General features: G+C 54.0%; 21 protein-coding genes. 5 read left to right on the top strand and 16 right to left on the bottom strand.

All coding sequences use genetic code 11. The features are described from left to right. Nucleotides 1–174 precede the first annotated feature (174 nt). From ACZ500_RS16760 to ACZ500_RS16775, 4 genes are all read left to right on the top strand, one after another. Entirely contained in the window at nt 175–1,323 is a 1,149-nt protein-coding gene (locus tag ACZ500_RS16760) for an acyl-CoA dehydrogenase (RefSeq protein WP_464228538.1), read from the top strand. A 175-nt stretch (nt 1,324–1,498) separates the two neighbouring features. Further along, entirely contained in the window at nt 1,499–3,184 is a 1,686-nt protein-coding gene (locus ACZ500_RS16765; RefSeq protein ID WP_464228539.1) for an acyl-CoA mutase large subunit family protein, read from the top strand. A 267-nt stretch (nt 3,185–3,451) separates the two neighbouring features. After that, nucleotides 3,452–3,862, top strand: a complete 411-nt coding sequence (locus ACZ500_RS16770) for a cobalamin B12-binding domain-containing protein (protein WP_464228540.1) — start codon at nt 3,452–3,454, stop codon at nt 3,860–3,862. A gap of 175 nt (nt 3,863–4,037) precedes the next feature. Continuing rightward, nucleotides 4,038–4,943: a transporter gene (locus tag ACZ500_RS16775; protein ID WP_464228541.1), complete on the top strand. Its 906-nt coding sequence runs from the start codon at nt 4,038–4,040 to the stop codon at nt 4,941–4,943. Nucleotides 4,944–5,218: 275 nt separating this feature from the next. Here the strand turns inward: ACZ500_RS16775 and ACZ500_RS16780 are convergent, their stop codons facing one another. The 6 genes from ACZ500_RS16780 to ACZ500_RS16805 all read right to left on the bottom strand — a co-directional run bounded on the left by ACZ500_RS16780 (nt 5,219) and on the right by ACZ500_RS16805 (nt 11,877). Then, nucleotides 5,219–5,794, bottom strand: a complete 576-nt coding sequence (locus ACZ500_RS16780) for a class I SAM-dependent methyltransferase (protein ID WP_464228543.1) — start codon at nt 5,792–5,794, stop codon at nt 5,219–5,221. Nucleotides 5,795–5,986: 192 nt separating this feature from the next. Then, entirely contained in the window at nt 5,987–7,543 is a 1,557-nt protein-coding gene (locus tag ACZ500_RS16785) for an AMP-binding protein (RefSeq protein WP_464228544.1), read from the bottom strand. Nucleotides 7,544–7,716: 173 nt separating this feature from the next. Beyond that, nucleotides 7,717–9,357, bottom strand: coding sequence for a 3-hydroxyacyl-CoA dehydrogenase NAD-binding domain-containing protein (locus ACZ500_RS16790; RefSeq protein WP_464228545.1), 1,641 nt, complete (start codon nt 9,355–9,357; stop codon nt 7,717–7,719). Between the two features lie 331 nt (nt 9,358–9,688). After that, nucleotides 9,689–10,423 carry a TetR/AcrR family transcriptional regulator gene (locus ACZ500_RS16795; RefSeq protein ID WP_464228547.1) on the bottom strand — a complete coding sequence of 245 codons (735 nt, stop codon included), beginning with the start codon at nt 10,421–10,423 and terminating at the stop codon, nt 9,689–9,691. A 141-nt stretch (nt 10,424–10,564) separates the two neighbouring features. Beyond that, a complete protein-coding gene (locus ACZ500_RS16800) occupies nt 10,565–11,101 on the bottom strand; it encodes a cob(I)yrinic acid a,c-diamide adenosyltransferase (RefSeq protein ID WP_464228548.1) in 537 nt (178 codons plus the stop codon). A gap of 500 nt (nt 11,102–11,601) precedes the next feature. Then, the gene (locus tag ACZ500_RS16805; protein ID WP_464228549.1) at nt 11,602–11,877 is read right to left on the bottom strand and encodes a hypothetical protein; all 276 of its coding nucleotides are present in this window, start codon (nt 11,875–11,877) and stop codon (nt 11,602–11,604) included. Between the two features lie 17 nt (nt 11,878–11,894). Here ACZ500_RS16805 and ACZ500_RS16810 point away from each other — a divergent pair, with 17 nt between their 5' ends. Then, complete coding sequence (locus ACZ500_RS16810; protein WP_464228550.1) at nt 11,895–13,109, top strand: ISL3 family transposase; 1,215 nt, start codon at nt 11,895–11,897, stop codon at nt 13,107–13,109. On the opposite strand, the gene ACZ500_RS16815 is transcribed toward ACZ500_RS16810, so the two are convergent. The 10 genes from ACZ500_RS16815 to ACZ500_RS16860 all read right to left on the bottom strand — a co-directional run bounded on the left by ACZ500_RS16815 (nt 13,098) and on the right by ACZ500_RS16860 (nt 24,987). Continuing rightward, nucleotides 13,098–14,675: a hypothetical protein gene (locus ACZ500_RS16815; protein ID WP_464228552.1), complete on the bottom strand. Its 1,578-nt coding sequence runs from the start codon at nt 14,673–14,675 to the stop codon at nt 13,098–13,100. The genes ACZ500_RS16810 and ACZ500_RS16815 overlap by 12 nt on opposite strands. Before the next feature lie 366 nt (nt 14,676–15,041). Beyond that, nucleotides 15,042–16,598, bottom strand: coding sequence for a class I adenylate-forming enzyme family protein (locus ACZ500_RS16820; protein ID WP_464228553.1), 1,557 nt, complete (start codon nt 16,596–16,598; stop codon nt 15,042–15,044). A gap of 365 nt (nt 16,599–16,963) precedes the next feature. Continuing rightward, nucleotides 16,964–17,110, bottom strand: coding sequence for a desulfoferrodoxin FeS4 iron-binding domain-containing protein (locus tag ACZ500_RS16825; protein WP_464228554.1), 147 nt, complete (start codon nt 17,108–17,110; stop codon nt 16,964–16,966). Nucleotides 17,111–17,353: 243 nt separating this feature from the next. Further along, nucleotides 17,354–18,142 carry an enoyl-CoA hydratase/isomerase family protein gene (locus ACZ500_RS16830; protein ID WP_464228555.1) on the bottom strand — a complete coding sequence of 263 codons (789 nt, stop codon included), beginning with the start codon at nt 18,140–18,142 and terminating at the stop codon, nt 17,354–17,356. A 91-nt stretch (nt 18,143–18,233) separates the two neighbouring features. Beyond that, entirely contained in the window at nt 18,234–19,556 is a 1,323-nt protein-coding gene (locus ACZ500_RS16835; RefSeq protein ID WP_464228556.1) for an acetyl-CoA hydrolase/transferase family protein, read from the bottom strand. 55 nt (nt 19,557–19,611) lie between these two features. Continuing rightward, a complete protein-coding gene (locus tag ACZ500_RS16840; RefSeq protein WP_464228557.1) occupies nt 19,612–20,796 on the bottom strand; it encodes a CaiB/BaiF CoA transferase family protein in 1,185 nt (394 codons plus the stop codon). A gap of 65 nt (nt 20,797–20,861) precedes the next feature. Then, nucleotides 20,862–21,983: an FAS1-like dehydratase domain-containing protein gene (locus ACZ500_RS16845; protein WP_464228558.1), complete on the bottom strand. Its 1,122-nt coding sequence runs from the start codon at nt 21,981–21,983 to the stop codon at nt 20,862–20,864. Between the two features lie 26 nt (nt 21,984–22,009). Continuing rightward, entirely contained in the window at nt 22,010–23,227 is a 1,218-nt protein-coding gene (locus tag ACZ500_RS16850; protein WP_464228559.1) for a CaiB/BaiF CoA transferase family protein, read from the bottom strand. Between the two features lie 10 nt (nt 23,228–23,237). Continuing rightward, nucleotides 23,238–24,146, bottom strand: coding sequence for an amidohydrolase family protein (locus ACZ500_RS16855; protein WP_464228560.1), 909 nt, complete (start codon nt 24,144–24,146; stop codon nt 23,238–23,240). A gap of 46 nt (nt 24,147–24,192) precedes the next feature. After that, nucleotides 24,193–24,987: an SDR family NAD(P)-dependent oxidoreductase gene (locus tag ACZ500_RS16860; protein ID WP_464228561.1), complete on the bottom strand. Its 795-nt coding sequence runs from the start codon at nt 24,985–24,987 to the stop codon at nt 24,193–24,195. Nucleotides 24,988–25,019 lie beyond the last annotated feature (32 nt).

Genomic DNA, 25,019 nt, shown 5'->3' on the forward strand with positions numbered 1-25,019 from the left:
ACCGTTGGTCCGCCTCAAGAAATTCGCCTTGGCGGCAATCACTCTGACATACTTATATATTGGGCCGGTTTTCTCGGCCCGAAAGCTCCGCACGATAGAAAAGTTCAGCATGATTTCCCGCCGGGAGAATCTTGGTACATTTATCTTTTTTTCGAAGGGGTTAAGGAGCCAGTTATGGATTTTGCACTGACTGAAGAACAGCAGATGGTCCGTGAAATGGCGCGCCGCTTCGCTGAAGCGGAGATCAAACCGAAGGCCGCCGAACTGGATGCGACCCATGCCCACCCGGCCGCGATCGTCCGGGAGTTGGGCGAGCTGAAGATGCTCGGCATCGCTGTGCCCGAGGAGTACGGCGGCGGCGGGATGGATTACGTGAGCTACGTGCTGGCCCTGATCGAGGTGTCGAAGGCCTGCGCATCGACCGGCGTGATCATGTCGGTCAACAACTCGCTTTACTGCTTCCCGGTGATGGCTTACGGGACCCACGAACAGAAGAAGAAGTACCTGGAACCCTGCGCCTCGGGGGCGAAGCTCGGCTGCTACGGGCTGACCGAGGCCGGGGCCGGCTCCGACCCGTCCGCGATGCGCACGACGGCCGTCAGGGACGGCGATCACTGGATCATCAACGGCGAGAAGAAGTTCATCACCAACGGGAATGTGGCCTCCTATTGCGTGCTCGCCGCCGTGACCGACAAGGGCAAGGGATACAAGGGCATCAGCACCTTCGTGGCCGATCTCGAAAACACGCCCGGCTTCAAGGTGGGGCGGGTTGAGGAAAAGCTCGGCATCCTCGCCTCCGGCACGGCCGAACTGGTCTTCGAGGATGCCCGCGTGCCTGCCGACGCCCTGCTCGGCCATGAAGGCGAGGGGTTCAAGCAGATGTTGAGCACCCTGGACGGCGGCCGCATCGGGATCGCCTCCCAGGCCCTGGGCATCGGGCGGGCGGTGCTGGAGGAGGCGCTCGCATACTCCAAGACGCGTGAGCAATTCAACAAACCCATCTCGACCTTCCAGGCGATCCAGTGGAAGCTGGCCGACATGGCGACCGAGCTGGATGCCGCGGAGCTCTTGACCCTGCGGGCGGCCTGGCTCGAAGACCATCACATGCCCTATGAAAAAGAGGCCGCCATGGCCAAGATGTTCGCTTCGGACGCGGCGATGCGCGCCTCGATCGAGGGGATCCAGATCCTGGGCGGCTATGGCTATTCCCGGGAATACCCCATGGAGCGGCACATGCGGGACGCCAAGATCTGTCAGATCTACGAAGGGACCAACGAGATCATGCGCCTGGTGGTGGCCCGGAACCTCCTCAAAGGCAAGTAGGGGCGCTCCTTCCAGGGAGGGAGCGGCCCCTTCAAGGGTATAGGGATCGGCCGCCGAAGACCGGCCGCTGTCCCGCGCTTTTTCTCGGGCATGCCGGGTTCCAGGCGCCGAGTCAATTATCGTCGATCCGCCGGCTGGTTCGACGGGGTCATCGGTCCAAATAGGAGGGTGCCGTATGTCTACGACCTTCAACCCGAAGGTGTTCAGGGACATCGAGAAGGCTGAAGAGCGCTGGCGGAAAGAGCTGGGAAAGATCTTCAGGGAGCACGGCGAGAGGCTGGAGCGGTTCTCTACCGTGTCGGATGTCGAGATCGACCGCATCTATACGCCGCTCGATGTCCGGGATCAGCGGTATATGGGAGCCCTGGGTTTCCCGGGCGAGTACCCGTTCACCCGCGGCGTGCAGCCGTCCATGTACCGCGGACGCCTCTGGACGATGCGCATGTTCGCCGGGTTGGGCACGGCCAGGGACACCAACCGCCGGTTCCACCTGCTGGTCAACGCCGGCCAGACCGGCCTGTCGACGGCCTTCGACATGCCGACCCTCATGGGCTACGACTCCGACGCCCCCAAGGCCCGCGGTGAATGCGGGCGCTGCGGGGTCGCCATCGACACCCTGAAGGACATGGAAGACCTCTTCGAAGGTCTGCCGATCGATCAGATCACCACCTCCATGACCATCAACCCGCCCGCCTCCGTCATCTGGGCCATGTATATCGCGATGGCCGAAAAGCGCGGGATACCGCGCGAGATGATCGGGGGGACGATCCAGAACGACATGCTGAAGGAATTCATCGCCCAGAAGACCTTCATGTGCCCGCCGCGGCCCTCCGTGCGGCTGGTGACCGACACCGTGGAGTTCGGAACCCGGGAGGTCCCGCGCTGGAACACGATCAGCATCAGCGGCTACCACATCCGGGAGGCGGGCTCGACAGCGGTGCAGGAGTTGGCCTTCACCCTGGCCGACGGGATCGCCTACACCGAAGAGGCCGTGAAACGCGGCCTGCCGGTCGATTCGTTCGCGCCGCGCTTCTCCTTTTTCTTCAACTCCCATCTGGATTTCTTCGAAGAGGTCGCCAAGTTCCGGGCGGCCCGGCGGATGTGGGGCAAGATCATGCGCGAGCGCTTCAAGGCGCAGAATCCGCGCTCCTGGTGGCTGCGGTTCCACACCCAGACGGCCGGCTGCTCGCTGACGGCCCAGCAGCCTTACAACAATGTCGTCCGGACGGCGCTCGAGGCGCTGGCGGCTGTCCTGGGGGGGACTCAGTCGCTGCACACCAATTCGCTCGACGAGGTCCTCGCGATCCCCACCGAGGAGGCGGCCACGATCGCGCTCCGGACCCAGCAGATCATCGCGGAGGAATCCGGGGTGGCCAACACGATCGATCCGCTCGGCGGCTCCTATTTCGTGGAGGCGCTCACGGACAAGATGGAGCAGGACGCTTTCGAGATCATCCAGAAGATCGACGACATGGGGGGCATGCTCGCGGCGATCGAGCGCAATTACCCGCAGCAGGAGATCGCCGATGCGGCCTATCATTACCAGCGGCAGATCGACGCCGGCCAGAAGACCGTGGTGGGGGTCAACAAGTACGTCACCGACGAGGATATCCCGGTGGAGATCCTGGAACTCGACGAAGAGCTCGAGCGGCTCCAGATCGAAAAACTCGACCGCGTCAAGTCGCTGCGCGATGCGGCCAGGGTGGCGGAGTGCCTCGAACGGGTGGGCGAGGCGTGCGCCGCCGAGAAGAACGTGATGGAACCGGTGATCGCGGCCGTCAAGGCGCAGGCCACCCTGCAGGAGGTCTGCGACGTGTACCGCTCGGTGTTTGGCACCTACCGGGATCCGGGGATCTACTGAGGCAGAGGCCGGCGAAGCACCGCTGCTCCGATCTCGCAGCGACGGGAGGGGCTGACCTCGATCGGGTTGTGTCCTTCGGCGGAAGAGGGCGGTTTGCTGAAGATGGCCTGGTTGGACTTTTTGGGGCCCGGGCCGCAGCCTTCGGGCTGCTGGATGGAGCGGGTTGAAGGGGTGGGGGCCCGTCGGTCCGGGCGTTCGGCGGCCCCCTGAAGATCGCGATGTGCGTTTACAGCGGTTTGGCTCCAAGGTTAGCGTGAGGAGGAGAAGATGACAGGCGGCAGAAGGGTTCGGGTCATGGTGGCGAAGCCGGGGCTTGACGGTCACGACCGGGGGGCGCGGATCATTGCGAGGGCCTATCGCGACGCCGGTTTCGAGGTGGTGTACAGCGGCCTTCATCAGAGCCCTGAAGAGATCGTGGAGGCCGCCATCCAGGAGGATGTGGACATGATCGGGCTTTCGAGCCTCGCAGGGGCCCATCGCTATCTTTTTCCACGCGTGGTGGAGCTTCTGAAAGAGAGCGGGGTCGACGACATCATCGTCGTCGGGGGCGGGATCATCCCGGAAGACGACATCCCGAGGATGAAGACCGCGGGGATCAGGGAGATCTTCACGCCCGGCACGCCGCTCGACCAGATCGTCCAATGGGTGAGGGACCACGTCACCCCGAGGGAGGCCTGAACCCGATGAACGAGGTCGTCGAGAAGGTGATCGCCGGGGATATCCGCACCGTCGGCAGGTGCCAAGGTTATTGACACCTGAAATGTTTTTACGCTGTGAGCAATAACTCACGTGGAGATTCGCCCTTTTTCCGGCAACCTTCAGCTAAAAATTATTCTGAAACCAAAGAGGATTCATGGACATCGCCAAGGGCCTGAATGCCACCATGTTGCTCTTTGCGATACTTTGCATCGCCGGTGCCCATTCGGCCTATGCCATTGATTGGGATTCAGGGGATTGGTTCGCGCCCACACCAAACGTCAGCCTCGGTCTGATCTACCAGCAACACGCGACCCGAAAACATTTATATAAGAATGGCGACAAGGTATCGGACAATGCTGTCCTGACCTCCGATGTGACCATGCTTCGTTTTGCCTACCCCATCACATTAGCCGGCTACGTCGTGAATCCGAATTTCGTTTTGCCATTCGGAAAACTTGAGACGGATGGGAATCTAGCTGCGCTTGGCGAAGCCACCGGAATAGGCGACCTCTTGCTTACCGCCCCGATCTGGATCGTAAATAAGCCCACCCAGCGAATTTATCTGGGAATATCACCCTATCTGATACTGCCAATCGGCAGCTACGACAAATACCAGGCGTTGAACCTCGGCGAAAACCGTTTTAAAACCGATCTGCAGGTCGGCGCAGTCTATGGCATTGGCAAGCATTTCAGCCTTGAAGCAACTGCTGACGCCATGTGGTTTGGCAAAAATAAGGAGGCCAATGCGGAAAATGCAATTAAAGCGCAAAATCCATTGTATCAGTTTTTAGGATATTTTAATTGGCACTATACTCCGACAACCACTTTTGCCCTCGGATTTTCGAGGACGAGTGGTGGCATGACGTCAATAGATGGCATTCCTCAGAACGACAGGATAGGAACAAACAAGTGGATATTAACTGGGGCGACGTTTACTAATAAACGCACTCAGTTGATGCTTTCCATCGGCCGAGATATTTCTGTCAAAAACGGACTGAAGGAGGACATTCGATTCAATTTTCGGCTATTGCTATTGTTTCCAAAAACCCGATTTCCCTAAGCCGGATGCAATCGATAAACCTATCGCCCTTCACAATCCGTTTCCGTCCGGATCTGCCTGTGTTGTTGTAATGCTGCAGAGTGCAGTTCTGCCATGCGATTCTAAGATGATGCTTACTTGTAGAGTCAATATACTAAAAGTGGCATTTCTGACAGGCATTCCAAAAATCACGCCGGTTAGCCGTATAATCTGGTCTGCTTGGAATTTTTCCCACAGGCGCTTTCTTCTTCTGCTCCGCTTGTACTCCTGGTGGCGCTGACGGAGATCCAGGCATATCAGCTCCTCCTAAAAATAAAAACGTCCATAAGCGACCCGGTCATTCTTGTTTCAGTTATTTCGAGCCCCGATGCATAATGCTCCGGGCAAGCAGCATCCGGATGCTCTGGATCCTTCACCCAGACTTTTTCAAGCGTTTCCCTTTTAGGTTCAAAAAAAACCACGACTCCCTTATCCTTTGCCACGCGCACAGCTTCGCGGAAAGCATCCTTTCTGAGATTTACATTAATGTGATGCAGCACTCCAAAGAAAAAAACAGCGTTGAAGGACTTCTCTTGAAATGGCATTTTCTCAGCGGTAAAAAATTCATATTTAATTTTATCCTGTACCCCGAGCTTCTCAGCGACTTCTTGCCACTTCTTACCTGCATAGCGCGAGGAATCAGATTCCGGCTCGCCAGTCAAAACATGATAACCGTTTGCGGCCAGGAAAATGGCAAAATATCCCTCTCCCGTCCCGACATCGAGAATATCAGCGTCATGAGGCAGATCCAGCGTCGCCATCACCGCCACAGCATCGGACGCAATTGCACCGAATAATGGCCCCATAATTTCGCAGATTTTCGCTACGTCCACTTCACCAATTCCCATTCAATCCATTTGGTGTGCTTTGAATGCAAAAAATCTCGCTCTAGATATAATTTCTATCTATCCATATCAATATTCATATACATTATATATTTTCTAGCATTTTATTTTGTTTAATATGAACGTCAGGACCCTTTCTGACCCCCTATCTGGTTCAGTCAGGCACATTAAATTTCAGTCTCAATTGATCTGTCGTTTCCTGCCAACCCAACGCTTTGCACGCAATTCTCGTTTTAATACCTTGCCGACCGCGTTACGCGGCAGTTCATCTACGAAGTCAACCGATTTTGGCGTCTTCACGCTGCCGAGCTTTTCCTTGCACAGCGATATAATTTCTTCCGCGCTGACCGACATGCCAGGACGCAGCTCGACCACTGCGTTGACAGCCTCTCCCCACTTTTCATCCGGTATGCCGATCACGGCGCATTCCCGTACCGCCGGATGACTGTTAATCACGCCCTCAACTTCGGAAGAAAACACATTAAAACCGCCGCTGATAATCATATCTTTCTTGCGGTCGGTAACGTGCAGGCGACCTTCGGGGTCTATATAACCAACATCCCCGGTATGCAACCAGCCGCCGACAATTGTTTCTAAAGTCTTGTCCGCCGCTTGATAGTAGCCTTTCATGACTGTGTCGCCCATAACGCAAATTTCACCCACCTGCCCATCCGTGAGCACCCGGTTAGTCTCATCGCGGATTGATACGCGGGTGAAAGGAAAAGGCCGGCCGCAGGAAGTCAGTCTCTCGTCCGGGGCAATCTTGCCCAGCACGAAATGCTCTTCCGGATGCAGGCAACTCATGGTGCGCGCCTCAGTCTGGCCAAAGGCCTGGATCATCACTGGCCCGAAGATTTTCAGCGCACGCCGCAGTTTTGCCGTCGACATCGGAGCAGCACCGTACATGAGATAACGGATCGATGTAAAATCACGGTCGGAGATACCGGGCAGATCGACCAGATTGTAAATCACTGTCGGCGGCAGGAAAAGCTCGGTGATACGATGTAGTTCGATGGCGTCCAGCAGCATTCCAGACTCTGGACGAGGCAGTATCACCACCGTACCACCACGAAGAGTAGCCATAAGGGAAAATATTCCAGCGGTATGAGTGAGCGGTGCAGCCGCCAGATTAACTGGCCACACATCGGAAGGATAAGCCAAAGCCGACAGCCAATTGGCGACGATCGTCTGCACATTGCGGTGAGTATACATCGCCCCCTTCGGTCTGCCCGTGGTGCCACCGGTAGGCATTATAGCACAAATGTCTTCCATGCCCGGAAGAACCTCACATAGGCCTTCCGGTTGGCTATCCACCCATGATTTAAGTCCAAAAGCGTCGAAAGCCTCACCGTCTATGCATATGAGGTGGCGCACCTTCGGCAGTTTCGGACGTAAAGCGCTGATCTGCGGCGTGAGGGAAGACTGAAAGAAGAGCACCTCGCAATCGAAAGTGTCGAGCACATAACGGTTATCCTCTAATGAGTTGCGAGGATTGATCGGCACCCAACTCATGCCTGCACGCCATATTGAAAGGGTGCATAACCAGCCAACCGGATCGTTGAGAGCCCACACGGCAGCCTTGGATTCTTTCGTACAACCCAGTGCCAGCAGTCCGTTGGCCACACGATGGGTGAATTTCTGCGCTTCCCGATATGTGATGCGTTGATCACCAAAGACCAAATAATCGCCGTTCGGGTTGATGCAACAACCGCGATCAAAAAAATCAATTGTCGCCATTTTTCAGTCGAATCAATTTTGGAAGAAAAATTTTGCCAAACTCTTTTCCATCCTCATCCAAAGAACGAGGCTAGCCAGCAATCAGGGCATTACAAGCAATTTATTCGACTTTGGCGAAAAATCACCTGTTGTTGACCCATCCCAAGGGGGCACTGACGCTGGGATATCCCCGTCTAATACCTGTAAAAGCCTTGCCCTGTTTTCTCACCTAGGCGCCCGGATCGAACCATTCTCTTGATGAGCATGCATGGCCGATATCGCGGGTCTGCAAATTCTTTCTGCAAATGCTCCATGACAGCCAGGACTGTGTCGATGCCCAGCTTGTCGCCCCATTCCAGCGGCCCCAGGGGATGATTGAGCCCCAGCTTCATTGCCGTATCAATATCCTTGGCCGAAGCCAGCCCCTGGAAGAGGGAAAAAGCAGCTTCGTTTATCATCGGCACGATCGATCTATAAACGATCTGACAAGGACTCTCGTCCATGACAACCGAGGAATACCCGAGACGCTCGGCTACTGCAAGGGCCGTTGCCACCGTCCGATCACCCGTATCCAGCCCCTTGCTGATCTCGAAAAACCGATTGTTCATAAACGGCATAGGTTCATGAATCGTAATGGTCGTCTCTGGCCTGCCAGCCACAGCCCCCAATTCTCCCGGAGAAAAGAAGGTCGACGTTGAGACAAGGACAGCCCTGGGCGAGCATACATCGCCCAATCGCCTGAACAGGTCGTCGCCAACCTTATGCTCCGGGCTTTCGACCGCTTCGATAACCATTTGCGCGCTGCGGACTTCTTTGTCCAGGCTGGGCAGAAGCGCATAATGCGAAACGTCGTACCCTCCCACACTCAGTTTCTCTGCCAACGCAGAGGCTCTATCCCCATCACCGATCACCGCCACGGACTGTATCGGAAATGGTTCTAAAGCACTATAGTCGGCTGATGCTACACGCGGCTGTTGCTTTCCGTCGGCATACAGGTAAAACCCTTTGCCCGTCCTGCGGCCAAGATGTCCAGACCTGAAAAGCTTCTTCACAATCGGTACGGGGCGCCATTTGGGGTCTCCCCATTCCCGAAAGGCTGTCTCGGAAGACGCCAGATGAGGACCCAAGCCTATCATATCCGTCAACTCGAGCGGACCCATGCGCATCCCCGCACCGGTGCGAATGGCGGCGTCCACATCCTGAGCTGGCACACCCTCCATTAACATGAACTGGGCTTCGTAGTACCAAGGCCGCGACACTCTGTTCACGATGAAATTCGGCCAGTCCTGCACCAATACCGGCGTCTTTTTGAGCGCTTCCGACAGATTGAGCGCCGTCTGTACCGTATCTTTGGAGGTATCCGCTCCTGCGATCACTTCCACAAGGCGCATGATGGGCACTGGATTGAAAAAGTGCATGCCAACGAACTTCCCCGGCCTTCCCGACGCCACGGCCATTTCCGTGACGCAAAGCGAAGACGTGTTCGACGCTAAAATGGTGCGGCCAGGACAGATCGCGTTCAACTCCCGAAAGATCCTTTTCTTCAAACCCATGTCCTCGGGGACAGCCTCGATCAGCAAGTCGCAATCGCGCACCGCCTCGCCCATGCTTGAAGACGTGCTCACCCGTGCGATGGCCTCCGCTGCCTCCGCTGCAGTACGCTCTCCCTTTTCGGCGCCTTTGTTGATGAACTTCGCGATGTTAGAAGTTGCAGTCCGCAACTGAACCGGGTCCGCGTCATACACGCAGACCCGAAATCCAGACTGGGCACAGACTTGAGCAATCCCTGCACCCATTGCACCCGTGCCCAACACAGTGATTTTTCTTACTTCCATTTTCCGACTCCGAACTGACACAGTTTCGCTGACACTGCTCGTGTTCTCAATTTCTCGCTCTTCGAATAATCGGGTAACGATATGGGAGAATCGAGGTTGTAATTAACCGGCAAGCATCGATCACGCCCTTGAAAACATTGTCGACTGCCCTTTTTCGCAGGTCTTTTACCCGGCTCGAAAGTTCACAAGGCTATACGCTGACCGACCAAGGCTGTCTGAGGCCTGCAGCAAAATCTTCACCAAGTCATAGAAGCTGCTAATAACAAAGGCTCACAGATATCACTCAGCACTTTAATCCTCAATTAAATCCTTTTTTCACCAGCACCTTTCCTCAACAGTGGAGGATCGCCTTCAGCTCGCTGATCAACCTATTTAATTTCTCGCTACCTTCCTTCAGTTCACCAAAGATAAGACGCATCGCCTCTTTCCGTTTCTGCTTGTCACGCCCACCCTCACAGCCATCGTCCGCAAGAATGCCTTTTTCCATGAATGCGATGAACTCATCGGTGATTTCTTCGCAGCCTTGTCCAATCCGACCGGGCTTGTACCACTTGTAAGTCCAGTTGACCATCCCGAGAATCGCGGCCACCAAAAGCTGCGGGGAAGCACGGCGATAAACCCCTTCCAACATTCCCTGTTTAAGTACCTGCTCAATTGCTTTTGTATAAACTCTCTTTGCCTCGCGGATCCGACGAGCATCCTCATCCGACAACTCAGCCTCTTCCGAAAAAAACACCCCATATAACGAGAGGTTCTCATGGATGTGTTTCAGATGGTGCCTTATGAAAGAGCATAACTTCTCATGTGTGCTCAACTCTGACTCACTTATCTCATAGGCCCGTGCGAAGAAGCGGTCCAATGCCTTCAAATAGATAGACGACAACAACTGTTCTTTGCTGCGGAAATAGTGATACAGTGCCGATCTTGTGAGGCCCAACTCGCTGGCTACATTATCCAGTGTGGCTGCCCGATATCCTAGCCGGTGAAATATTTCAATAGCGGTATCTATGATCTTTTCCCGTCGAAGACTCTTATCCAACTCCTTAAACTCATCTCGCTCTGTCATATGTTTTCTCTATCCCTTCGATTTCAACGCACTTAAATATCAGACTTTTTAGCCTATCTGGAAACTAACCGCATTTTAAAGCTTTCCACTCGATAATAGAAACTGACGGAACCGACTCTTTGTTCCCTCAAAAGGCATTTATTAAAATTTCGCCTCTTCTCTCCCTCGGTTCATCACACGCGCCATAACGAAGAAAAGATCCGATAGCCGATTCAAGTACTGCCGCGCCGTATTGCTCACAGCTTCGATTTGGCCAAGCTCGACTACAGCGCGCTCCGCACGACGACAGACCGTTCGGCAAACATGTGCCTGACTGCCAGCCACTGTGCCACCCGGGTAGATGAACTCCTTTAGTCTTGGCAACCTCGCATTTGCCGCCTCAAGCCATGTTTCGAGCGCTGCAAGCCTCTCGACCTTCAACAGCGTAGAGCGATAAAGGCTCAGTTCGGCCCCAAGACAGAACAGATCTTGTTGAATCCCCGCCAGCAAAGCGCTTATCCCCAATTCATCCCCGGGGGCGCTGACTGCGATTAACATACCGATAACAGAATTGAGCTCATCTACGTTTCCCAAGGCTGCAACTCGCGGGTCGGCCTTGCTCACCCGGCGACCGTCTCCCAGAACCGTGGTTCCGTCGTCGCCATTGCGTGTAACAATTCCCAGAAATTCCTCACCCATCTGTCATGAAACTCCCTCTGCTTCGCAATAAACACTTGACCGCCCCGCCCGCCGAAGTTGTTTTGACTGGGCAAGCTACTCAATCTTGGATTAGTACCTGAGTAGATGAATGACAGATAATCGTGTGAGAAAACAGCAAAATTTAAACCTTTTAGACCTATCTGGTCTCCACCATCCTACTTCACTAACCCTTGATAACGCAAATAGGTTCTGCATCGTGCTTCCTCAAAGAGGCCTTTTTCCCCATCCCGATGTCCGTGTCGCTCATGTGCCCTAAACGGCAATTGTCGCCACTTTCGTCAAACCCAAATCCGCCCATAAGAACGTTATCTGGATCACTATAGGCACATGTGAATCACCACCGGCAAAACTTCTTAGCTGATTCGGAAAAGCCCACGCAAGTGGATGGCCGAGAGATCCTCCCTGCGGTGAATACGCAAGATACCTCCGCTATATCCCTAGGTTAGATGTTTGCGTTAACATCATATGGCAAAAAGCAGCTATCCAAATTGAAAGCGGAGTCTTTTATCCCCAAGCCAAGGGATTTTCAAATCGACATTCTGAAAACCTGCCGCGATGAGCATATGATGCAGGGCCCGTTTTTGAAAACGCACAAATATTTCGCTTTTGCGGAGGGAAACTTCTGCAATAGCATCGATAAAGTCTCTAAAAATATGATGGAATTGGGATTTTTGGTTCATCCGGTTTTTGCGTACTTGAGGGTTGAAAAAAGTGGACGATGACGGTTTCCTTTCTGGTGAACGCCAATTCGCCAAGAAGGAGGAAACCGATCATGTCCACGAGTCTTTTGTACCATGGGTTCAACGTCAAAGGCTATGACTACGTCAGAACAAAATACCAGGAAGGGGCTGTGATTTTCACCCTGCGACCGAAACCATTCGAACTGAGATGCTCCTCGTGTGGAGGTCAGGGAGTAATCCGCCGGGGCACGGTCACACGTCTTTTCCGGTCTTTGCCCATCGGCCGAAAACCGGTTTGGTTCAAGCTCGCTGTGCAGCGGGTGCATTGCCTTGCCTGTGGGCTTGTCCGGCAAGTCAATCTGGGGTTTGCGGACCCACGCAGAAGTTACACGCGGGCCTTTGAACGTTATGCCCTCGACCTGTCGCGAAAGATGACGATCCGGGACACGGCCCGGCACCTGGGCGTCAGCTGGGATGTAATCAAAGACATCCAGAAACGCTATTTGAAACGCCGTTTTTCCCGGCCAAAGCTCCGCGGGCTGAAGCTGATCGCCATCGACGAGATCAGCATCGGCAAAGGTCATCGGTATTTGACGGTCGTTCTCGACCTCAGGAGCGGGGCAGTGGTTTTCATCGGAGAGGGCAAAGGGGCCGAGGCGCTCGAACCTTTCTGGAAGCGGCTCCGCGCCACGGGCGCAAGGATCCGAGCGGTTGCCATGGACATGTCTCCGGCCTACATTCAAGCTGTCTCGGCTCATTTGCCAGAGGCAAAGATCGTCTTCGATCACTTCCATATCATCAAGATGTTCAACGACAAGCTGTCGGATCTGCGTCGGAAATGGTTTCACGAGGTCCATGACGTCCTTCAAAAGCGGGTCATCAAGGGAACCCGGTGGCTGCTCCTGAAGAACCCTGAAAATCTCGATGCTGCGCGGGATGAACCGCGAAGGCTCCGTGAAGCCCTTGAGTTGAATCAGCCCCTCGCAACGGCCTACTATATGAAGGAGGAACTCCGTCAACTCTGGAAGCAGCGCGACAAACAGACCGCTAAAGCGTTCCTGGCCAGCTGGGCCAGCAGGGCAAGAGCATCGGGCATCGCCATCCTCATCCGCATGGCCAACTCCCTGCTTCTCCACCAAAGCGGAATATTGGCCTACTACGACTATCCGATTTCAACCGGTCCGCTCGAGGGTACAAACAACAAAATCAAAACCCTACAGAAACAGGCATATGGGTTCAGGGACATGGATTTCTTCAAACTCAAAATCATGGCCCTGCACGAGGCAAAGTACGCTTTAGTCGGATGAACCGGATTTTTCATATCCCTGGCCAATCTGTTGTGCAAAAAGTCGATAGAGGCTGCTCGCCATAAGCGTCAGTTGGAGATCTAAATCCATTTTCATAGCCACCGCAGAAGACAGAGCGTCCACATGAAAGAAATCAATACCATCGTCAATATTGTTTTCTGTAATCATTCTTTGAATATAACGCTCAATGAGTCTTGATGGAGATTTTTTCAAATAATTAGTTAAGAGGAATGTCGGATTTTCATAACCTGAGCCAGTGATTACGATCTGACGGATATGTCCATTATAGTGCTTCAGCTCTGCAGAGCTATCTAAAATACGTGGATTTTTGTATATTCTAGATACGCCTTCAATTTCGATTTTCTTCCATGCTGCAATAGGCAACATAGAGACATCTTGCAGCATTTTACAAGATCGACGCCTTAGTGTGATGAACTTAATACTATGTTGATTGAGATGATTTAGATTGCGATAGGTCGTCAGTTTACTATCAAAGATGAGCTCCTCGGGTTGTCTTCCTGTACGGTCAATCCAATATTCAACAAATCTGATGATTTCGTCGTTCCGTGTGTCTCTGCGGACCTCGCCATTGGCATAGCAGAATATGCATCTTGAAGCATCTTGCGCAACGAATGCAAGGATGCCTTTTTGGCGTCGGCTACGCTTTGAAACATTGTGTATTCCCGTAAAAGCTTCTTCGCCGTGAAACGGGATGGTACGAAAATCGAGATCGAAAGAAGCCCCCTGCTCCATACCAATTGCAGCAACAGCATCGAACCACCGGGTCATCAGCTTGGGAATGGTCTGCGGGTCAACACGACAACTATACTCTGTCAAGAAGGCCCGCTTGGGTATGATATTGAGCCCAGTGAACAAGGCAAGGCCTTCGTCGAGGACATAGCTCATGACATGCCTATGGCGTGCCGAGCCGAAAAGTTTTAAGGCCAGTAAAGAGCGCATGGCATGTCCAGCTGGGATCATGATCGAACTTGGGAAATCAATCTCTTTCACAATACGGTCGAGCGGAATGCGTGCGAGAAGTGGCATAAAGAGGAACAAGCCACCGAACTTGGTGTAAAACGTCCTGGGGCTCAGATCCAACATTCTGACATCGGCGGGCTCAGCATGGATCGGTTGGGGCCTTTGGGGCCTTTCACCAGCTATCCTGCGTGGCAGGCGGGCGAAGCCCTCTTGTTTGATCATCTTCGATACACTGATAGGGTTGAGGCTGTGGCTCATGGTCTTCAGCGTGCGGCTATTATCATAGATAGACAGGTTTTGCGTTCGTGGTGCAATGACCGGTTCGCGCACGGGGCCCGCCCCAGGAGCACTTTGTTGCCCCTTACCCGGCGGCAGGAAAAATTGCCTTTCCGGATTTTGTCTGAAATGATGGACGAGTACGCGAAAACTCCCTTCAGAGAAACCAAAGCGTTGCGCGGCTTCCTTGTTGCCAAGCCCATCGACGAAGTATGCTCGGAGTGCCTCATACTGACGATGGGTAGAGTTGGAAGGCTCCAAAAAGTAGCGCGCAAAATCAGTTGGGTTTGTTGACTTACCGATAATCATCTAGTTACAATCTCAAATAGCTACAACTCTGTAAAACATTGCATGAATTTCTTCTTCTGAAAATATGGCCATTTGTACCTGTTTCACTGAGTTGAATCCTCAGAACTACCGCCAAGATTTGAATGTGATATTGATGTTTTCCAACATTCCCATAATGCATAACCTATAGTGGCTGGCTACGCTCTCAACAAAAACACCCTGTTCCAAAAGGTTAGAGGAAATTGCCATATGGGGATCCACGCTAATAGGCCGAACGTCATCGCCGGCATAGTATCCAGGGCGGTAACCAATGCCAAGCACAAAGGACCCCAAGCGCAAAAACAATTTTTCATAACCCTGAACAAGCAGTCGCTCAAGTTAATGCGGTTAGCCTTGCCGCATGTACTTGGCCCTGAGATCTTTTCGCAGGATCTTTCCGACCTGGTTCCGGGGAAGATCGGAGATGAAGGCAATCCCTCTTGGTCGCTTGAAAGTTGCTAGCCGGTCCCGGCAAAACTCAATAACCTCTTCAGGTGAAGCCGTCAATCCCTCCTTGAGCACGCAGTAGGCGAAGGGCTGCTGTCCAAATTCCGCATCGGGCACACCGATCACGCAGCACTCCTTGACTTTGGGATGGCCGTTGATCACCTCTTCAATCTCCGCCGGTGAGATGTTCTCACCTCCACGGTTGATCAAATCGTCCATACGCCCGGTCAAGAAAACGTATCCATCCTCATCGACATATCCGACGTCACCGGTCCGGAGCCAACCGTCTTCGGTCAGGGTCTGCGCGGTCTTCTCTGCATCCTCCCAATACCCTTTCATAATCCGCCGCCCCTTGGCTTGAATCTCGCCAGAAACACCGGGTCCCAGAATCTCCCCCTCCTCTCCCACGACCCGAATTTGAACATCCGGCAAGGGCTTCCCTATGGATGACTGCAGCCTCTTAAGCTTCTTCTCCCGTTCCTCTTCGCTCCCCGTCAGCCGATGGTCTTCGGGCCCCAAAGTGGTCAGGGTCGCTCCACTCTCGGTCTGCCCGTAGCCGTTGAAGAAGTTTACGTGGGGCAGCAGGTCGATGGCCTTCCGAATCACCTCGAAAGGCATAGGCGCAGCACCATAAGTCACGACTTGGAGGCTCGAGAGGTCATACCGGTCAAACTCTGGATTCTCAACGATCCACTTCAGCATTGTGGGAACAAGCATAGCGCGCGTCGCCCTCTCCCTTTGGACCGTCTCCAACCATTCCTCCAGTTCGAACTGCCTCATCATAACCAGCGTCCTCCCACCATAGATAGCAGGCAACATACCCTGAATTCCCGCCACATGATAAAGGGGCACAGAAAGAACGTTGCGCTCTTCCAAGTCGGGGTTCGCGGGTTCAACGTTCTCCAGCGCATATTCCACGAAGGCGGAATGGCGCAAAGGGACCGCCTTAGGCCGGCCTGTGGTGCCCGATGTGAAGAGGAGGATCGTGGTGTCCTCTTCGTCCGCATCAGATGCTCGTTCCGCAGTACTCTCGCTCTGTAGTAACGCCTCATAACAATCTTCGCCACCGCCTTCGATAGAGACGAGGCGCCGCACTTTGGGCAAGTCGCGCTGGATTGAACGTATCAGGTCAAGATACCGCTCACCAACGAAGAGGACCTCAATCCCCGCGCATTCGAGCATGTATCTCAGCTCTTCCGCCTTGGCCCGGTAGTTCAAAGGCACGAAGATCCCGCCAAGTTTTGCCGTGGCAAAGTATGCCTCGACAAACTGGTTGCAATTCACGCTGAGGATTCCAACTCGGTCCCCCTTCCGCACTCCCATGCGCTCGAGAGCACCTGCAAGCTGGTTTACTCGGTCGTTCACCTGAGCGTACGTATATCGCTTGCCCTCAAAGAGCACACAGTCCCTCTCGGGGCAGATCGCAACTGCAATCTGCAAAAAGTCAGTCGTGTTCATATCTGCAGTTCCTCAATTTTCTGATCAGCACCGGTCCTGAGCAAACATTGCGCCTTGAGGAAAGCCGCACTCTAATAACCTTCCTCGGCGAGGCTTCACTTATTAACCCTGCGCCATCTGCATTCCTCCGGACGGGAACCGTTTCGGAACACTCTTGATGCCATCATCCGGCTGCGAGCAGCTTCGAGGGCTTTTTTCTTTTATCATACGCAAACGTTGCAGTAGCGCCATGCTGGTATCTGCTATCGCTCCGATCAAAGCCTTAAATCCCGTTTGCCGGATAAACCAACAAAATCAGTGCAAAAGCCAACACTTTTTTTGAACCCTGTCAAGGCTATTCACTCCACACGAGTATCGACGTGGACTCAATCGGTTGATGGTAACGGTTTAGGCTCCTGAGCCTTCATTTCTTTACCACAACATTCAACCGTTCCATTACCGGCTTTGGTGCACAGAATCTCTATCCCGCATACTTCGCACCGATAACGTTTACCGAGCTGGTTCATAGCCATTCCTTTCTTTGAATTTGCGTCCCTTATCACTTCTTTGGCGCAAGAGGTTCACCACAACATCGAGGCTCCCCAACGCCACTGCGGGTTACAATAAACTCGGCACCGCACTTTGCACAAATAAGACGCGTGCCGACTGCTATGACCTTTTTTTGATCCTCCTGGACAGTTTCCGTTTTCCGTTCATTCATTTGCTCACCTCATTTTACTCACTTTTCTACAATGGCTCCTTAACAGGTCTTATAATTACCTACCCTTATACACGGGCTTTCTCTTTTCCGCAAAGGCCTTCGGGCCTTCCCAGGAGTCCTCACTTTGCCGCACTCTGCTCAATAAAAGGGTTTCAAACTTCAACGCCTCCGAAAGCGGAATCTGCAAACTCGATGTCGCCCCCTCCTTTGCAGCCCTTACGGCCAGCGGAGCATTTTCGTTTATCTTTTCTGCAAGCGTCATAGCCGTTTCCATCAAAACATCTCCCGAGACAACCTGGTTCACCAACCCAATGCGATATGCTTCTTGAGCAGAAACGAACTCGCCGGTACAGACCATTTGAATGGCCAAACCGAACGGGATCAAGCGCGGCAGTCGCACGCATCCTCCCGCAGCAGAAATGAGTCCTCGTTTAACCTCAGGCAAACCCATGCGCACATGGTCCGCGGCGATGCGAATATCACATGCCAACGCCAGTTCCATACCTCCCCCGGCCGCAACGCCATTAATAGCCGCAATCACCGGTTTTGGCATATCGATGCCCCGCATCGGGGTCCTCAGCGGCATCGCCGAAGTGAATGGACGCCCCTCCTTTTCTGATTGCAGCTTTCTTTGCGTCGTTTCCTTCAAGTCAGCCCCGGCGCAAAAGGCTTTGGTTCCAGCTCCAGTAACCACAACCGTCCAAATGTCGTCGTCCTCACGCGCCAAATCCCACGCATCCGCCAAACCTGTCCAAACGTCGATGTTCAAAGCATTGCTTGCCTCCGGCCGATTGATTGTGACGACGGCCGTTTTGCCAATCCTGTCAATATTCACTGCCGCCACGATTTTTCCTCCTTCATTATGATCTGTCACTATTCCCTGCTCAAAAACGGATTACTTACAAAACAACGTTTTTCATCTCAAAGCCGGAGGTCTATGGCCAGTAAAACTCCCTTGCCTTCTGCGTTAATTGTTTCCGGAATTCCGGGTGGGCGATCTCAATGAGCGCTTCCGCTCGTTCTCTACGTGTCTTACCTTTGAGTTGAGCAACGCCATATTCTGTAACAACATAGTCCACGCAATTGCGCTGGATCGTTACCACAGAACCCTCGGGCAACGTAGGAACAATCCGGGATACGGAGCCATTCTTTGCGGTGGAAGGTAGCACTGTAATAGATCGCCCACCCTTTGAAAGCCAACTGCCAAAAACAAAAGCAATCTGGCCACCCGCGGTTGCCATTTGACGGTGGCCCAAAGTCTCACAGCAAAGTTGCCCGGTAAGATCGATCATCAAAGCATTGTTGATGGCAACCATATTGTCATGAGCAGCAATGACCCTGAGATCCTCCAAATAAGCGACGTCCACCAACATGACTTGGGGATTATTGTTCACCCACGCCATCTCTTCCCGGCTGCTGCCTCCGATGGACGTAACAACCGCCTTGCCTGGATGAAGTGTCTTGCGGCTGCCGTTTATCACTCCTTGCCGTATTAGCGATATAATACCGGGCGGAGTCGCCTCTGAATGCCATCCCAGGTCTTGCCTACCCTCAAGCATCCCCAACTCCACCAGCGGCTCCGTCGTTCTGCCCACCCCAATCTGCAGGGTGTCACCGTCCTTGATCAACTGCCCGACGTATCCGGCGATATCCTTGAGCCAAGGCTCCGGGTCCTTCAACTCCCTCCCTGCCAGTGACCCGGTCCTTCCACCGCCGCCACTGGAGACATGCTCCACGAAGTAATCGATTTCCGAGACGTGAATATAATTATCGCCATAGGTCCGAATCAAATTCTCGTTAACCTCAGCGATCGTCAGTTTGGCGTTTTCGACCTGCCTCTTCTTGGCCCACAGCGATGATCCAAAACTGCTAAAACCATTCTCGTCAGGAGTTGAGATCTCCGTAATAACCACATCAGCGGCAGCAGCCCCGGCAAGTTCTACAAAGGGAATCATCGTTCCCGGATCGACGTCAACCCGGCGGGCATCCACCGCTTCCTGACATGTGGCCGTCGGAGCCCGAACAATAATATCGAACGACTCTTGCCATCCTTCGTCGTACCAACCGAAATCAAATGTCGGGGAGGGTACCAGGACACGGACATCACTTAAATCCCCAATACGCGCGGCAAGCGCCAGACCAACTGCAAAAGCCTCCCTACCCGACGTAAAGGCAACCCTGTCGCCTGATTTCACCATAGCGGCCGCAGCTTCAGCCGAGATAAATCTCCCTTCGTAATCATCACGCCAATTGTTCATCGTATCTCCTTAACCTGCGTATCTTTCAACCAACAACGCCATCGTTGCCATCTTTTCAGGATTCGACGACAATTGCCCGCTCTCCAGCCAACATATCGATCTGCTTCTCGCTGTAGCCGAGCAGCCCACCCAGAAGCTCTTTCGTGTGCTGCCCAAATCGAGGCGGCGCTGCCAAAGTTTCTTTGATACCCGGGTTCAACGGGCTTCCCATGCTTTCAAATACGCCGCCAGCCGGCGATTGGACCTTGACGATCATGCCCGTCTTCGCAGCGTCCATCACGGCATCGTGCATGCTGTTCACTCTGGCGCAGGGAATGCCGACCGCCGAAAGCAACTGCAGCCATTCCCCGGTCTTTCTGCCTCGGAAGAGCGGCTCCAGGATCCGCTCCGCTTCCATCCTGATTTCCGGCGTTATCCTCTTCTCATAAGAATCGAAACGCTGATCGAAGCCCATCTCTGGAACACCCAGCACCTTGCAGAGCGCCTGCCATTTATCCTGACCTCTCCCGGCCGTGATAGCTATATAGCTATCCGCCGTTTCATAGGCTCGGTAATCGGCCCGCTTTCGCGTTTGCTCGTAAGGCAGGACCCGCCCCGTTTTGCCTCGCATGTAGTAATCGACGACCTCGCGAGAATAACTGAACAAGAGGTTATTGACCATCGAGACATCCACCTGCCGCCCCTTACCGTCCTTGAGCCGGGAGATATAAGCCGCCAGTATCCCGAGCGCCGCCATGATTCCGCCTCTCTCATCAGCCACTAGGATGCCGGCGGGAATCGGAATTTTGCCCTCGCCTGCTGTGACACTCATCACTCCGGACACTGCCTGAATGGCCATGTCGTAGGCTGGCCGCTCCACACCATCCCCTACCAAGCCATATCCACTGATATTGCAGCAGATAACGCGGGGATTGACCTGGCTCAGCGTTTCGTAATCAAACCCCAGCTTCTTGTATACGGAAGGCGGGCTATTTGTCAATAATACGTCTGACTTACGCACGAAATCCTCGAATATCCGCTTGCCTTGGGGCAGCGTCACATCGAGACCCACGCTCTTTTTGCCCCGATTGGCGGCCAAAAACACCGGGTCGTCTCTGCGCGCAGCGCGAACCTCCAAAGGACGCTTCCAGACAGGTGGCTCCAGCTTGATCACCTGCGCGCCGAAGTCGGACAGCAACAACCCGCCTGTGGGCCCCGACCAGGCATCGGCAATTTCCAAAACGATCATTTCCTCAAACATTCAATATCCATCCTTTTCGCAGTGCAGAGCGAACACCCGCCCCCAGATCTTTACCCAGATTGCAATCATTTCGAAGGTAAAGCCACCAGAGCCGTGCCGCGAGTCGTCATTTCGCCCTTCTGATTTTCGCCCCATAGTTCGCATTCAACAAGGTATTCATCGCCCTCTATGCGCTTTCCCGTGACCCTGCCTTTAAGCCAGGTTGTGTCGCCGACCAGATTGGGGCTGCGCAGCTGAACCGTGATCCCCTTCAGGAAGCCGTCGTCCCCCATCCAGTCGGTCATGAGATGACCGCACCACGAAACCCGTTGGGCACCGATATCGTACAAACCAGGCAAACCGCTATGTCTTGCCAGCTTCTCATTCCAATGTGAACACTCAGGCAGATCCGGTACATTTGTATCCGGGTCTACTATCCTGGCCCCAGGATGCGAGTCCATATAAAGGTGCGCAATACGATCAGTCTTGCACAGTGGCGACCCCCAACCCATTAGCCACGTGACCATGCTGGTCACCGTCAGGGGCCCTTTGACGATAGGAGACAACTCATCTCCTACCTTTGTATCCTGCCAGTACCTCGGTTCGCCACCGCGCCGTTTCTCCTTGCGATACGCCTCGGTAATAGCCCGCATCTCCTCGTCTGTATACTTGAAAATCGAGGCTACATGTTCGTATTTCTTCTTTTCGCGCGCGGCGACCCTTTCGAAGCGCAGGCCGGTATTCCAGTACCTGGCTACAACCTCGCCGCGCTGATTCACGAAGGTGTTGAGCAGAGTCTGTTCAACCATCTTTCCGGAAAAGCGGCCTTCCTTCTCCTCCACCGAGTCGAGCTTTCCGCTGCCTTTGATCCGGTCACCGACCCGTATCGGCTGATACCACTCCCACCGATCCTGCGCCCACATACAAAACACGCCGGGCAGGCCGCCGCCAGGCGCTCCCCCTAAGGGCATCACACAAGAATGCAGAAAATGCGGGGGCGCGATGATGCCTCCCCAGCGACTATTCTTGGCGTATTCCTCGTCACGCCATAGAGGATTGTCGTCGCCCACCCCTTCGGCGAAATGCCAAATCGCGTCTTTCGATGCTTCCTCGTTCCAGGCGAAACAAGGCCGCTCCACGCCTATCCGACTCCGCAGCTCGGCCAAACCTTCAGCGGTGATGCGAGCATCGCCAACATTTTTTGCCATTTTTCTTATCCTTCTGTTAAACGAAGTTAAATGATTCCTTCAGCTTGCAGCTCACCCACTTCAGCTTTCGAATAGCCGAGCAAGCCACAATAAATCTCCTCATTGTTCTGCCCGACCACGGGTGCGGCCGATTCAACCTTGCCAGGAGTCTTCGATAATTTGATCGGCACCCCTGGAGCTGCCAGTTTCTTGTCTGGGAACTGACCGCCTGCATAGTCAAGCTCAACGATCATTTCCCGCGCCCGGAAATGCGGATCGGCTGCAACCTCCGCACCGTTGTAGACCCGCCCATGCGGAATCCTTGCCTTTTCAAACATCGGCTGGAGTTCCGCATTCGTCCTGCTGCTCATCCACTCCTGGATTATCGGGTCGAGTTCGGCGCGGTTTTGGAAGCGAAGGTCATCGGTCTCGAAACGCGGGTCGGATATCATATCCTCTCGATCTATCATGCGGCAGAAACGCTTCCAGATCGCCTGCACAGTACCAATGAACATCCAACCATCCTTGGTCTGGTAAGCGTTCTGGCTGGCGTAGGGACTCTGGTTGCCCATCTGCTGCCGAACAATACCCCTCACCATGTAATCCACGAAGACCCTACAGGCAACCGCCAGTGCCGAATCGATCATGGCGACTTCGACCATTTGGCCATCGCCGGTCTTGTCCCGGTAGTGCAGCGCCGCCAAGGCACCTACCGCAGCATTGGTCGGCGTCACGAAGTCCACCCAAGGCGAGCCATCCCGCGTCGGCGGCGTCCCTGGGTACCCGGTGATGCTCATCGTACCACACATGGCCTTTACGATCGGATCAAAGGCCAGGCGCTGCGAATAGGGACCGCTGTTGCCAAAACCAGACACCGAGACATAAATGATGTCGGGTCTCATCTCTTTAAGAACATCGTAATTAATCCCCATCATCTCGGCACCGCCAGGGCTGAAATTCTCCAGGACGATGTCGGAAACTTGGACCAGCTTCCGCAATATCTCCTTCCCCTTGGGCTGCCGGATATCCAAAGTGATGGCCTTTTTGTTCAGGTTCGCGATGTGAAAGCTCATACCCTGGCCGTCCAGGGCGGTAAGCCCGAGAAACCTGTCACTCTCACCGCCCGGTCTCTCCAGACGAATCACCTCGGCACCCAGTTCCGCCATCAGGACGCCGGCCCATGGGGCGGCCAAAAACCTCCCCATGTCCAGCACCCTTATCCCTGTCAACGCACCTTCCACTATGGCTTCCCTCTCTCTGACCATATCTACGGAACTACAGTTTGAAGACCTTCTTTGCGTTGTCGTACAGGACCGCCTTTTTTGTCTTATCGTCAATCGGCAGTTCCAGAAATTCTTTCTTGAACCGCGTCATGCCAAATCCGTGAGAGCCGCAGATGACTTTATGTCGGCCCCTCAGGCTGTCGAAAAAACGGACTTGGGACTGCTCTATCGCTGATGGGAAATAGGCGTTGATTGCACCGTAAACATTCGGGTGCCGCCACAGCATGGACATCCACTCGTCCACCCATGGCCAACCCGTATGAGTGAGCACCAGGGTTAACTCAGGAAAGTCAATCGCCACCCGATCCGCATACATCGGATGACCCGGCTCACTCGTCACAACTTCTGCAGAGTGCCCACTCTGGTAGCCGACCGGTATGCCCAGTTCCAAGCACTTTGCGTAAAGCGGGTAGCACTTTCTGTCATCTGGCCGCAAGCCAAAACTGATTGGATGGAACCAAGCATACTTGAAGCCGTACTCCTTCACCGCCCTTTCAATCTCCTCAAGGCTCTCCTGGATCCGGAACGGGTTGTAGCCGCAGCCTCCGACCACTCTCCCCTTGGTGATCTTTACCAACTCGGCAATGGCCTCGACCGGGTAATTCATCATGAGCCCATGATCGTGCTGTGACCAGACCTTTATTGCTGGCATGACGCAATGCTCCACGCCGATTTCATCCATCTCAGCGACCATGTCCTCCGGACCCTTCCGGTTCGTAGCCGCCAGGACCTTCCACTCTTCACCGGGCTGCAAGCCTTGCTTCCTAGCTACTCCCGCGAACGTGGTTTTCGCCATCACCTTGAATTCGTAAAACTCAAAGGGGGCCTTCGTATATTCTCCTCTGCAATAACGCAGGGGTACCGACATGTCGATCGACGGGAATGCTTTCAGATCCACCATTTCTCTTTTCCCTCCGTTCCATGACTTCAGTGTTTTGTTCCAGCGACTAGAGCATGCAATACCCGCCGTTGACGCTGATGGTCTGCCCTGTCAAATGCCCGGCTCTGAGTTCCGAGGCGACAAAGACGATCATGTTGGCCAAATCTTCGGGCTTCCCCACTTTTCGCAGGGGATAAAGCTTTACTACTTTCGCTTGTTGTTCCTCATACTTGGCATACGCCTCAGGATTTTCCTGCTTCATTTTTTCTTCCATCTCGAGCCTACGCTCTCCCACCGTCAGTGACGGGCAAACCGCATTGACCCTGATGTTATGCCGGCCAACATCCTTCGCCAGCGCCCGCGAAAATCCGATGACCGCCGCTTTCGCACCGGAGTAAACCGGCTGGTTCGGCTCGCCTACACGGCCCGCATCGGATCCAACGTTCACAATGCACCCGGTCTTCCGCGAGATCATATGGTCTATTACAGCCTTGCAAGTGTTCAACGTTCCGTAGTAATTGACGCCGATGTCCACAGCCCACTTCTCCCGTGGAATCCGTGCGAAGAAGTCAATGGTCCATGCGCCGGCATTGTTTACAAGAATGTCGATCTGCCCGAATTCTTTCAATGTCGCAGACACCAACTGCTCCACGTTTTCCCAACTCGTCACATCGGTTTTGACGAAAAGCGCCTGACCGCCCTTGCTCTTGATCTCCTCCGCAGCAGCGGCCCCGCGCTTTTCATCGAGGTCAGCGATCACCACCTTAGCCCCTTCCTCCGCCAAGCCCACAGCAACCGCCTTGCCGATGCCCCAGCCGGCACCTGTCACAATTCCTACCTTGTCTCGCAACCCCAAATCCATGTCCTTGCCTCCCTTCAATAGGATGTTAATGA

The organism is Desulfatiglans parachlorophenolica, from assembly GCF_055394735.1.